The following is an 11138-nucleotide window of genomic DNA, read 5'->3' as shown; positions in this document are numbered from 1 at the left end:
CCCGCCTCCAGCCCGATAAGACCTCGGTGGAGACGCTGCCGCTGGAGGATGCGGCCCGCGAAGCGGCGAATACGATCTTCTCGCTGCGCCGCCACCGGCTCGAACTCATCACGGGCGAGGCCGGCGAGAATGTGTTCGGCGCCGGGCTCGGTGCGGCGCTCGAAGAGATCGGACGGCTCGAACAGAGCTATTTGGAACTTTTCCTCGGCAAGCGGATCGTCGATACGCACACCGCCCGTTTCGTCGTTTTTCCCGAAGAGAACAAAAAACAGTATGTCCTCTGCCGCTTCAGCCCCGACGGCGGCATCCTGCCCGAAACCGACCTCTCGGGCGATATGGTGATGCTGCGCATCGAACCTTCGGGCGATACGGGCACCTTCTCCTACGAGGAGGCGAAGCGGGATGCGAAGAATTACGAAACGTTCCGGCTGGCCGATCCCGCGGAGTGCATCGTTCTCTGCGGCAGCAACGTACTGGCCAAGAGCGTGCTTCCGGTCTACGAATTCGGGCGCACCGTGAAGATCGCCCTGCCCCGCAAACGATAGGATGGACTACACTGTGCGAATGTTGCGGCTGCTGGGCGATCTGCGCCGCGAGCGCAACGGCGCCGTGGCCGATGCGATGCGTTTCTACGGGAGACCCTACGGGTTGAATTACGGAGTGAGCCTGCCCACGGTGCGCCGTCTCGCGCAGGCGGAGGGAACCGACGACGGTTTCGCCCGCTATCTCTATGCACAGGATGTGCGCGAACTGAAGCTCGCGGCCTGCGGAATCGCCGATCCCGCGGCGACGGACGCGCCGGAGGCGGAGTTCTGGGGCGCGGGACTGCTCAATTCGGAGATGGCCGAAGAGCTGGCCTTCGCTCTGCTGAGCCGCACGGAACGGATCGCCGAGGTGTTCGGGGCGTGGACAAAAGAGGGGCGTCCCGCCTTGCAGCGCTATGCGGCGCTGCTGGGGGCCGCGCGTAATCCGAAGCTGACGACGGCCTTTCTGCCGGCGGTGGCCGGTGCGGTGCGGTGCAATCCGGACGACCGGCTGACGGCACGCGGTGCCGTGGCGCTGCTGGAGAAGTTGTATGAAAACGAAGAGAACCGCGATGCGGTGATCCGCTTCGTCGGTTCTCTCGATGCATCTCCGTCCGCAGACTCGATCCGAGAGGAGATGGCGTGGCGCATGGAGGTTCAGTGATCCATCACGTGTTCCTTTTTTTCGAGCGTTTCGAGCACCTTGTGCAGCTGCTCGTAGGTGATCCGACCGCTCTGACGCCACAGGATTTCGCCGCGCCGGAAGAAGATCAGCGTCGGAACGGAGTCGATGCCGTAGCGGAGAACGGTCTCGGCGTCTTCGGCCGAGTCGATGTTGATCTGGAAGACATCCGCCCGTCCGTTCATCTGCACTCTGAATTTTTCGATCACGGGCTGCATCTGCCGGCAGGAGCCGCACCATGATGCGTAGAAATCGACGAGCGTCAATGCATCCCGCCAGATCAGTTTTTCAAAATCTTTCATACGTTCGCTTTTTTCAGTCGTTATCTCGTTCCGGTCCTTTGCGGATTGGGTTCGGGGGCGGTAGTCCGGAAGTGTCGTTGCGTCCGTTTTTCCGCCCGCTCGGTCCCGAAAGGGGGCGCTGCGCGGTCCGGTCGGGCGAAACGCACCGTCGTCTCGGTCCTGTCTTGCTGCTATTCCGGTTCCGAAGCGGGGCGCTGCGCGGTCCGGTCGGGCGAAAGCGGTAGGATTCTTTCGCCCCCTCCCTTCGGCAGAGCTCGAACCGGCCTTCGGCTTCGCGCTCCGGATCGACGAAGCGGTTCGTGGGCTTCAGTGCATTTCCACCCAGCTCATGTTCTTGCGCGCCATGGCCGAGAGCTGCTTCTCGGCATATTCCGCCGTGCGGCGAAGTCCTTCGGCGAGCGTGGTCGCAGGAGTCCAGTGCAGTTCGCGTTTGGCCGCCGACAGATCGGGCATCCGGCGCCGCGGATCGTCCAGACGGGCTTCGGTGTGGATGATCCGCGAGCGGCTGCCTGTCAGGGCGACGATCTTTTCGGCCAATGCGCGGATCGACACCTCGTGCCCGCCGCCGAGATCGATCGTCTTCGTGCCGTCCGACGGGGCGACCCGCATCAGCCGTTCGAGCCCTTCGGCCATGTCGCCCGCCCAACAGAAGGTCCGCGTCTGCTCGCCGCTGCCGCAGATCAGCAGATCGCGGTTCTGGAGCGCCGAGACGACCATCTTCATCACCACGCGCTGCTCGTCGGGCGAGGTGCCCGTGCCGTAGGTGTTGAATATGCGGGCGATCCGCGCATCGACGCCGTGTTCCGCACGATAGGCGCGGTGCATCGCCTCCGCGGCCCGTTTGCCTTCCGAGCGGATGTACTCGGGCGACGTGCGGACGCCGGCGAACGTGTCGGTGCGGCAGCCTCCGTAGACCTCGCCCGACGAGGCGAAGACCACACGTGCATGTTCCGTGCGGGCCGTTTCGAGGGCGTTGATCGAACCGAGCACATTGATCTTGAGGTTCTCGACGGGCAGCGTGCGGTCGTAGCGCATGCGGGTCGGGGCCGTGAGGTTGTAGATTTCGTCGCAGCGGATCGAGAATCCGTTGACGATGTCGTGGTTGACGTATCGGAAACGTTCGTTTCCGGAGGCTTCGGCCAGCAGCGGAGAGACGGAAAGGTCGCGGGTGTCCATGCAGAACACCTCGTGCCCTTCGTCGAGCAGACGCAGACAGAGGTGCGTGCCGATCAGTCCCGCACCGCCGAGTACCGTGATTCTTTTTCCCATCCCTGTGTTTTTTGTTCGGGACGGGTGCAAGAATTATTCCATAAAGAGCGCTTTCGGAAGTTCGCCGACGCGATTCACGGAGACGATTTCGATGCCCTTCGGACGGCGTGCGCTTTGGGCCAGATAGCCCGAGACGACGATTCGTTTGAATCCCAGACGGGCCGCTTCGCTGATGCGCTGTTCGGTCCGGGGTGCGGGGCGTATCTCGCCCGACAGTCCGACTTCGGCCGCGCAGCACACTCCCTCGGCGATCGGACGGTCGAAGTAGGAGGAGATGACTGCCGCGACCACGGCGAGGTCGAGCCCCGGATCGGCGACGCGGAATCCGCCGGCGAAGTTGAGGAAGACGTCTTTCTGGAACATCTTCATGCCCAGACGCTTTTCGAGCACGGCGAGGAGCATGTTCATGCGCCGCGCGTCGTACCCCGTGGCCGAGCGCTGCGGCGTGCCGTAGGCCGCACCCGAGACGAGGGCCTGCACTTCGATCAGATAGGGCCGCACGCCGTCGGCCGCAGCGCCTACCGAGATGCCGCTCAGCGGTTCGTCGTAGTGGGTGAGCAGGATCTCCGAGGGGTTGTCCACTTCGCGCAGGCCGGCGTCGAGCATCTCGAAGACGCCGATTTCGAACGTGGCGCCGAAACGGTTCTTGATGCCTCGCAGAATGCGGTAGGTGTAGTTGTTGTCGCCCTCGAATTGCAGCACCACATCGACGATGTGCTCCAGCACCTTCGGACCGGCTATGGTGCCGTCCTTGGTGATGTGGCCGATGATGAAGATCGGGGTGCCGGTGCCTTTGGCGTATTTGAGCAGCGTGGCGGCGCACTCGCGGATCTGCGAGACGCTGCCGGCCGACGATTCGAGCAGACCGGTGTAGACGGTCTGGATCGAGTCGATGACCACCAGATCGGGTCGCAGCTCCTCGATCTGCGCCACGATGTGCTCCAAAAGGGTCTCGGGATAGACCATGCACTCCTCGTTGCCGATGCCGATGCGGGCTGCCCGCATGCGGATCTGTTCGGCCGACTCCTCGCCCGAGACATAGAGGGTGCGCAGGCCGTTGGCCGCGAGCGCGATTTGCAGCGAGAGGGTCGATTTGCCGATGCCCGGCTCGCCGCCCAGCAGCACGAGCGAGCCGGGGACCAGTCCGCCGCCCAGTACGCGGTTCACCTCGGCGTTGCCCAGATCGATGCGGCGGTGTTCGCTTTCGCGGATGTCGGCCACGCGCTGCGGCTTGGCCGCGGGCAGGTTCGCGCCCACCGCCGCCGGCGCCGGGCCGCTCTCGCGGGCTACGACCTCCTCGGTGAAGGTGTTCCACTCGCCGCATGCGGGACAGCGCCCGAGCCACTTGGGGGCGTCGTAGCCGCAGTTCTTGCAGAAAAATGCTTTTTTGATCTTTGCCATTTCGTTTCGTTCGGTTTCGGAGTTCGGTTTTCGGTTCTGTGGTACGACTTCGTACAGGCGGACGGGTGCGGACCGGAGGCGGGTTCCCGCCTGAGGCGGAGCCGTTTCCGCCGGACCGTTCGGCGATTCGCGCTTGCCGCCCCTCGCGGGCGCGTATATCGGCGGCGGGGCGGAGCCGCTAACGACGCCGTGGGCGGCGAATGCGGGCGGTGGAGAGGTTGCGCGTCGTAGGCCGTGCGTCGTGCCTGCCGTCGATTCGTTGTCGGGTTCGTTCGCGGGTCGGCCGGCGGGCGCCTTGTCGTTGTGGTTCCGTCGCGGCAGACCGCACGGCATTTCGGGGAGGGCGTGTCCGTCGGCGGCCGATTCAGAGCCCCAGTTCCTCGTCGATCAGGATCACGAGGATGCGCCCCTCGGGATAGCAACGCAGCATCTCCATGCGGGTGTTGCAGATGCGGTCGGGTGCGTTGCAGTCCATGCAGACGCCCGTGCGGGCGCACGGCGTGCGGAAGCCCGGGTGGCGGGCGATGTTCTGCGGTGCGGCGAGTTCGCGGATGCGCGCTTCGGCTGCCCGTCGGTCGGCGACGATCTTGTTGCGGCCCGCGACCAGAACGACCCTCCGCGGCCCGAAAGCCACCGGTGCGATCCGGTTGCCGACCATGTCGAGCCAGTGGAGCGTACCCTGCGTCGTGAGGGCGTTCACGCCCGTGATGAAGAGGTCGGCCAGCAGCCCGCGGCGTCGGATCTCGATCCGTTCGGGGCGCGGCATCGCGGGGTCGAACCCGTCGAGGAGTTCGAAGCGGGGATCGTCGCGCAGAAAGTCGAGGATGCCCGTGGCGCGCATCGTCTCCGAGTCGCCGAACGAGACGGCCGCCGGAGCGAGCGCCTCCGCCTCGGCTTTGAGCCGTTCGAAGGCTTCGGCCGTGTTCTTGACGACGGCCGTTTCGAAGCGGTGTTTGCGGAGTGCTGCGGCGCAAGTTTCCAAAAGTTCCATGCTTATGCGATTGTATTCATAGGTTTCGTCGTATCGTTCGATCGTCCGGTCCGGGCGGACGAAGGCTGCGTCTGCGGTGTCCGGCTTTGCTCGGAAGGCGCTTGCCGCCGGGCCGGCCGGTCGGCCGGTCGTTTGTGCGGAGACCTCTCCCGGCGGCTACCGGCGGAGCGGGGCCGAGGGGGCGGCGCCGCCCGGATGTTTCCGTTCGGCGGCGGCTCTCCGCGGGACGGGGTTGCGGCGGGTGCCGATCTGCGGGCGGTGCGGGGACCTTCCTCTCGTCCGCCGAGGCTGTGCCGCTCGGCGCCGCGCCGTGTCGGAAGAACTACTTGATGAAGAAGCGGTAGATGTCGTTGCCGTTGGCATAAAGGAGCAGGAAAAGGATGATGGCCAGCCCGACGTACTGCGCTCCTTCGAGCACGCGGTCGCTCACCTTGCGGCCCGTCAGCATCTCCCAGAAGGTGAAGATCGCATGGCCGCCGTCGAGCCCCGGGATGGGCAGGATGTTCATGATGGCCAGAATGATCGACAGGAAGGCCGTCTTCAGCCAGAAGTCCTGCCAGTCCCACACGGAGGGGAAGATGCTGCCGATGGCGATGAATCCGCCCACCTCCTCGTACATTTTCGTTTTGGGTTGCACGATCATCCTGAGCTGATCCCAGTAGGAGGAGATCACATTGCCCGTTTTGCGGATGCCCGCCGGAATCGACTCCCAGAAGGTGAACTCCCGCGTGCGGAGCGTGTAGGGACTGCCGACGTATACGCCCAGCAGCCCTTCGTCCGATACGGTCGCCGTAAGGGGCAGCTCCGTGCCGCCGCGCAGGACGCCGAGCCGCACCGTGTCACCGGCGCTCCGGCGGATCCGTTCCGCATACTGCGGGAAGTCGAGCCCCCGCTCTCCGTCGACGGCCACGATCTCGTCGCCGCGGCGCAGTCCGGCTGCGGCACCCGTACCCGCGAGGTCCACGCTGTCGATGAGGAAGGGGATGCGAAGCGTCATGAGGTGTTCGTAGCCCTTCGACTTGCGCAGCGCGATCAGTTCGTCAAGCGGCAGGCGGAGCGCCACTTCCTCGCCGCCGCGCTGCACCGTAACGGTCCGGTCGCCCTCGGTGATGACCAGATCGCTGATGATCTTGGAGACGTTCTCGGCCGGCACGCCGTCTATGGCGACGATCCGGTCGCCGTCGCGGAAGCCGAGGGCCTTGCCCTCGTCGCTGAAGTTGTAGCCCCAGCGGGCGTCGTCGTTCGAAAAGTAGCTTTCGCCCCATGCGTAGCTCACGCCGCAGTAGATCGCCACGGCCAGAAGCACGTTCATCACCACGCCTGCGATCATCACCAGAAAACGCTGCCAAGCGGGTTTGGCGCGGAATTCCCACGGCTGCACGGGGCGCTTCATCTGCTCCTTGTCCATCGACTCGTCGATCATGCCGGCGATCTTGACGTAGCCGCCCAACGGTAGCCAGCCCAGACCGTATTCCGTGTGGCCCCGCCTGAACTTGAAGAGCGAGAACCACGGGTCGAAGAAGATGTAGAACTTCTCGACGCGGATGCGGAAAATGCGGGCCATGATGAAGTGCCCGAATTCGTGAATGCCCACCAGCAGCGTGAAGGCGAGGAAGAGTTGCAGTACTTTGATCAGAATATCCATCTTAAATGTTTTATTTCCTTATGTTGTCGTTTTCCCGTCCCGGCAGTCCTTCGGGCCGTGCCGGCCGGTCGGGAGCCGTTGCTTTCCGTATTCGTACCGGCGGCCCGGCAATCCTTCGGTCAGGTCGCGGATTGCGTGCGGCCTGCCGGGAACGAGACCTTGCCCGCTGACCGTTTCCGCTTCTCCGCCATTCCCGGTTTCCGATCGCCCGTTTCCGGTCTGCGGTCCGCATTGCTCGGTTCGTGTTCCGCAGCTCCGGCCTCCGGTCCGCGATTTCCGCCCCCCCCCTCCTCGGTCTGCGGTCCCCGGGATGAGCCGAGCGGTCCGAAAAGTCTTTTTTCGCTCGCCGTTGCGGGATCGCGGCCGTTACCCGGTAAAGGTTCGGGTTGCGCCCGATTCGGCGTCGGCAGTCGTCGGGGCCTCTTTCTTCGTGCGCGATCCTTGGATTTCTGTTCCGTTTCCGGCCTCGGCAGAGCCCGCACCGGCGTTCGCCGCTGTATGCGGCCTGACGAAACGCCCCGGACGAAAGCGGCCGTCCGAGCGGCGATCCGCTTCTCCCGGCGACGGATCAGAGCCTCAGCAAGCCGCGCGCCAGATCGCGCGCCTCGGCATCCGCCGCGGCATAATCGGCCAAAGCGGGGCGGGCGACGTGCGTCGCCCGGGCGAGAGCGTGTTCGATCGTGCGGACGATGTCCGTATAGCGGCACTTGCGGTCCAGAAAGGCGGCCACGGCCACTTCGTTCGCGCCGTTCATCGTGCAGGCCGCCGTGCCGCCGCGCCGCAGACAGTCGTAGGCGATGTCGAGCGCGGGGTATTTCGTGCGGTCGACCTCCTCGAACGTCAGCTGCGGATGGGCCAGAAAGTCGAACTGCTCGGAGGGGCGGTGCGCACGGTCGGGGTACATCAGCGCGAAGCTGATCGGCATCCGCATGTCGGGCGCCCCGAGCTGGGCTTTGACGGCTCCGTCCTCGAACTCGACCATCGAGTGTACGACCGCCTGCGGGTGCTGGATGACGCTGATGCGCTCCGCGGGCGTGCCGAAGAGCCAGTGGGCCTCGATCACCTCGAAGCCTTTGTTGACGAGCGTCGAGGAGTCGATCGTGATCTTGGCGCCCATCTCCCACTGCGGGTGGCGGAGCGCCTGTTCGGGCGTAACGTCCGCCAGCGCCTCGCGCGGCAGGTCGCGCAGCGACCCGCCCGAGCAGGTAACGATCAGCCGCCGCACCGGAGCCCGTTCGCCCATGAGGCACTGGAAGATGGCCGAGTGCTCCGAGTCGACGGGCAGAATCGGCGCCCGGCGCTCGGCCGCGAGCCGCATGACATACTGTCCGCCCACGACGAGCGACTCCTTGTTGGCGAGGGCCAGCTTCTTGCCCTTGTCGAGCGCCGCGACCGTGGGGGCGAGCCCCGCATAGCCCACCAGTGCGTTCACAATCGTGTCCGTGTCGCCCGCGGCGGCCACCTGTGCCACGGCGTCCGTCCCGGCGTAGACCTTGATGTCGGTGTCGGCCAGCGCTTCGCGCAGCGGGCCGTAGCAGCGTTCGTCGGCGATCACCGCGGCGTCGGCGTCGCATGCGCGGGCCTGCTGCGCGAGGCGCTGCCAGTTGCGGGCCGCCGTGAGGACGCGGACTTCGAAACGGTCGGGGTTTTCGCGCACGACGTCGAGCGTCTGCATGCCGATCGACCCCGTGGAGCCGAGAATGGCGAGTCGTTGTTTCATGGGTCAAAAGACGATATAACCCTCCGGGTCGACGGGTTTGCCGTCGTTCCAGAGTTCGAATTCGAAAAGCCGGGTCTCTTCGCTTCTGTCCGCATCGGGCGCGGCCGCATAGCCGATCACCTCGCTGCTGCGCACGGTCTGGCCCGGGGAGACGAGCGACTGCGAGAGGTGTTTGTAGACCGAAAGCAGATTGTCCGGATGCTGGATCTGCACGACATGACCCTCCTCCGGCGTCCAGAGGCTCAGCACCACCGTGCCGTTCCCGATCGCCGAGACGCCGGCGCCGGCCGCGGCGGCGATCCGGATGCCCAGCCGGCCCTGCTTGATGTCGAAACCTTCGGTCAGGATCCCTTCCACGGGCGTTATCATGCCGATGGCTTCGCGCATCTCGCGCCGCGAGCCTTCGGCTCCGAGGCCGTAGGGGCTGTCGCCCTCCATCTGCGCACGCAGCAGCGAATCCGCGCGCGAAGGCGGGACGAGCGTCTTGTCGAGCCGTGCGCTGTCGGAGGCTCGGAGCGACCGCACCACCGGGGTCTTGCCCTCCATGATGAGGGCGATATGCTCGTTGTAGGTCATCATGTCGTTCATCATCCGTTCCATCGAGTCGAGACGCATCGCGTCGCGCATCAGCGCTTCGCGCGTGCGGGTGGCTTCGGTGCGGTAGCCCGGCAGAAACTCCAGCACGGGGGTGTAGGCCGCGAGGACGAGAATGAGGATGAAGAGCAGCAGCGCGAACGACACGAACGCCGCGAATGCGCCCGCGGGCGAGAGGTGGATGTGCCACTCCTCGGCGCCGTCGCTCGCATCGCGCAGGCTGAGGCGGCGTTTGCGGAACAGCTCGCGCCGCCAGCGGGATATGGATTTCAGGAATTTCATCGGTTGCGGATCAAAGCGTACAAAGGTAACTATTTTGCGGAAAACCTTGTCGCTTCGCTCCGAAAATTTTACCTTTGCCGTCGGTTCTCAAACGAATGAAACAACGCAGCCGTTCCGGTGAGCCGGGTGCGAGGGGGCTCCCTCGCCGGTCGCCGGGACGGAAAAGTGGTCGAAGAAAATTCGAGATATTATGATGAAACCTGCATTATTGGTCCTCGCCGCCGGCATGGGGTCGCGCTACGGCTCGCTGAAGCAGATGGACGGCGTGGGCCCCGCCAACGAGGCTATCATCGACTATTCGGTCTACGACGCCGTGCGCGCCGGCTTCGGTCGGGTGGTCTTCGTCATCCGCCGCTCGTTCGCCGCCGAGTTCGAGGAGGTGTTCAACGCCGCACGGTTCGGCGGGCGGATCGAGGTCGAGTACGTCTATCAGGAGCTCGATTCTCTGCCCGAAGGGTTCGCCGTGCCCGAGGGGCGTGTGAAGCCGTGGGGGACGAACCACGCCGTGATGATGGCCGCGGAGCGGATCGACGTGCCGTTCGCCGTGGTGAACGCCGACGATTTCTACGGGGCCGAAGCCTTCCGGACGATGGCCGACTGTTTGCGCACGCTCGACGGCAGCCGAAATAAATATTGTATGGTGGCCTACGATCTGGAGAAGACGCTCTCGGAGAACGGGACCGTTTCGCGCGGGATCTGCACGGTCGATGCCGCGGGCAATCTGGCGGGCATGGTCGAACGCACGCGGATCGAACGCGCGGCGGACGGGCGGATCGTCTACCGCGACGGCGGAGCCGACGAGGAGCTGGCGCCCGCGACGCCGGTGTCGATGAATCTGTTCGGCTTCACGCCCGACTATTTTTCGTACTCGGCCGAATATTTCCGTGCGTTTCTCAGCGAACATGCCGCCGACCTCGGGGCCGAGTGCTACATCCCCTCGATGGTCAACCGGCTCATCGACCGGGGAACGGTCGAGGTGCGCGTGCTGCGGTCGGACGCACAGTGGTACGGCGTAACCTACAAGGAGGACAAACCCGCGCTCGTGGCGGCTCTTCGACGGATGATCGGCGAGGGGCGCTATCCGGAGAGGCTCTGGGAGTAGCGGTCCGCTGCGGGTGCGGCGAACCGCCGGCATGGTGTTTCGTCTGTGCCCGAAATGGGGGGCATGAAAAGGAAAGGGCCGTTCCGTTCGGCCGGGTGCGGAGCCGGAAGCCGTTCCGGGCTCTTCCGAGGCGGGAAACGGAGAAGGGGATTCGTCCTTTTTTTCGATCTTTTTCCGTGCTTTCTGAGGGCCGAAAGGTAAGACCGGCGCCTGCCGTGCGGGCGAAGCGGGTTTTCGGCGCTCTTCGCCGCGCAAGGGCGAGGCGGGGAGCCGAGCGTCGCGCAGGTAAAGCCCTTCGCAAGGCGGAAAATTGCGCGGAAGTTCGCCCGGCCGGCTGAAGCGGTCGATTGCGCGGGTTGGGCTTGAATGAGCGGCCTCCGTTTTTCGCATCCGTTTCGCTCCGGTCTTATGCCCTGCTGTTCGCATCGTGAGTTTTTTTATGTCCGTTTTGCAAGGGGGGGGGATGAGAGCGGTTCGCCGACGGCGCTGCATCGTCCGGATGCGTCGGGAAAGGCGTCTTGGGACCCGCCGGACCGAAAACGGCAGGCAAGGGGATGGCCTCTGCGAAGGGGCGCCCGGATCGGAAGGCGGGCCGGCGGTAGGGCCGCTGCCGGCATTCGGGCGGC

The 11138-nt window shown here is 65.1% G+C and carries 10 protein-coding genes; 3 read left to right on the top strand and 7 right to left on the bottom strand.

Features of this window, described 5'->3' with window-relative positions; all coding sequences use genetic code 11:
* Together BN3659_RS09290 and BN3659_RS09285 are read left to right on the top strand one after the other, a co-directional pair.
* Nucleotides 1-545 (top strand): DUF4831 family protein (locus tag BN3659_RS09290; protein ID WP_141682549.1); only part of this gene is annotated, 545 nt, incomplete at its 5' end.
* A 1-nt stretch (nucleotide 546) separates the two neighbouring features.
* Nucleotides 547-1188: a DNA alkylation repair protein gene (locus tag BN3659_RS09285; RefSeq protein ID WP_091536439.1), complete on the top strand. Its 642-nt coding sequence runs from the start codon at nucleotides 547-549 to the stop codon at nucleotides 1186-1188.
* Here BN3659_RS09285 and BN3659_RS09280 read toward each other — a convergent pair.
* The 7 genes from BN3659_RS09280 to BN3659_RS09250 all read right to left on the bottom strand — a co-directional run bounded on the left by BN3659_RS09280 (nucleotide 1182) and on the right by BN3659_RS09250 (nucleotide 9410).
* Nucleotides 1182-1508: a thioredoxin family protein gene (locus BN3659_RS09280; RefSeq protein WP_091536437.1), complete on the bottom strand. Its 327-nt coding sequence runs from the start codon at nucleotides 1506-1508 to the stop codon at nucleotides 1182-1184. The two genes, BN3659_RS09285 and BN3659_RS09280, sit on opposite strands and share 7 nt — an antisense overlap.
* A gap of 306 nt (nucleotides 1509-1814) precedes the next feature.
* The gene (locus BN3659_RS09275; protein WP_091536436.1) at nucleotides 1815-2777 is read right to left on the bottom strand and encodes a GDP-mannose 4,6-dehydratase; all 963 of its coding nucleotides are present in this window, start codon (nucleotides 2775-2777) and stop codon (nucleotides 1815-1817) included.
* Between the two features lie 33 nt (nucleotides 2778-2810).
* On the bottom strand, nucleotides 2811-4178 hold the full coding sequence (gene radA / locus BN3659_RS09270) for a DNA repair protein RadA (protein ID WP_091536434.1): 1368 nt from the start codon (nucleotides 4176-4178) through the stop codon (nucleotides 2811-2813).
* A gap of 364 nt (nucleotides 4179-4542) precedes the next feature.
* A complete protein-coding gene (locus BN3659_RS09265; protein ID WP_091536433.1) occupies nucleotides 4543-5169 on the bottom strand; it encodes a lactate utilization protein in 627 nt (208 codons plus the stop codon).
* A gap of 322 nt (nucleotides 5170-5491) precedes the next feature.
* Nucleotides 5492-6814, bottom strand: a complete 1323-nt coding sequence (gene rseP / locus BN3659_RS09260; RefSeq protein ID WP_091536431.1) for an RIP metalloprotease RseP — start codon at nucleotides 6812-6814, stop codon at nucleotides 5492-5494.
* Between the two features lie 568 nt (nucleotides 6815-7382).
* A complete protein-coding gene (dxr, locus tag BN3659_RS09255; RefSeq protein ID WP_091536430.1) occupies nucleotides 7383-8534 on the bottom strand; it encodes a 1-deoxy-D-xylulose-5-phosphate reductoisomerase in 1152 nt (383 codons plus the stop codon).
* Between the two features lie 3 nt (nucleotides 8535-8537).
* Complete coding sequence (locus BN3659_RS09250) at nucleotides 8538-9410, bottom strand: murein hydrolase activator EnvC family protein (RefSeq protein ID WP_091536428.1); 873 nt, start codon at nucleotides 9408-9410, stop codon at nucleotides 8538-8540.
* A gap of 190 nt (nucleotides 9411-9600) precedes the next feature.
* Between BN3659_RS09250 and BN3659_RS09245 the strand changes: the two genes are divergently transcribed.
* Nucleotides 9601-10512, top strand: coding sequence for a nucleotidyltransferase family protein (locus BN3659_RS09245; RefSeq protein WP_171847743.1), 912 nt, complete (start codon nucleotides 9601-9603; stop codon nucleotides 10510-10512).
* Nucleotides 10513-11138: the final 626 nt, after the last annotated feature.

It is taken from the genome of Alistipes sp. CHKCI003 (genome assembly GCF_900021155.1).
In the GTDB taxonomy this organism is placed as follows: Bacteria; Bacteroidota; Bacteroidia; order Bacteroidales; family Rikenellaceae; genus Alistipes; species Alistipes excrementavium.
Note: the sequence above shows the minus strand (reverse complement) of the source record. Positions and strands in the feature narration are given on the sequence as shown.

What these genes read in the sequence shown, in the direction of transcription:
- BN3659_RS09285 (WP_091536439.1), top strand. Translation starts at nt 547, where the DNA reads ATGGACTACACTGTGCGAATGTTGCGGCTGCTGGGCGATCTGCGCCGC.
- BN3659_RS09280 (WP_091536437.1), bottom strand. Translation starts at nt 1,508, where the DNA reads ATGAAAGATTTTGAAAAACTGATCTGGCGGGATGCATTGACGCTCGTC.
- BN3659_RS09275 (WP_091536436.1), bottom strand. Translation starts at nt 2,777, where the DNA reads ATGGGAAAAAGAATCACGGTACTCGGCGGTGCGGGACTGATCGGCACG.
- radA (WP_091536434.1), bottom strand. Translation starts at nt 4,178, where the DNA reads ATGGCAAAGATCAAAAAAGCATTTTTCTGCAAGAACTGCGGCTACGAC.
- BN3659_RS09265 (WP_091536433.1), bottom strand. Translation starts at nt 5,169, where the DNA reads ATGGAACTTTTGGAAACTTGCGCCGCAGCACTCCGCAAACACCGCTTC.
- rseP (WP_091536431.1), bottom strand. Translation starts at nt 6,814, where the DNA reads ATGGATATTCTGATCAAAGTACTGCAACTCTTCCTCGCCTTCACGCTG.
- dxr (WP_091536430.1), bottom strand. Translation starts at nt 8,534, where the DNA reads ATGAAACAACGACTCGCCATTCTCGGCTCCACGGGGTCGATCGGCATG.
- BN3659_RS09250 (WP_091536428.1), bottom strand. Translation starts at nt 9,410, where the DNA reads ATGAAATTCCTGAAATCCATATCCCGCTGGCGGCGCGAGCTGTTCCGC.
- BN3659_RS09245 (WP_171847743.1), top strand. Translation starts at nt 9,601, where the DNA reads ATGATGAAACCTGCATTATTGGTCCTCGCCGCCGGCATGGGGTCGCGC.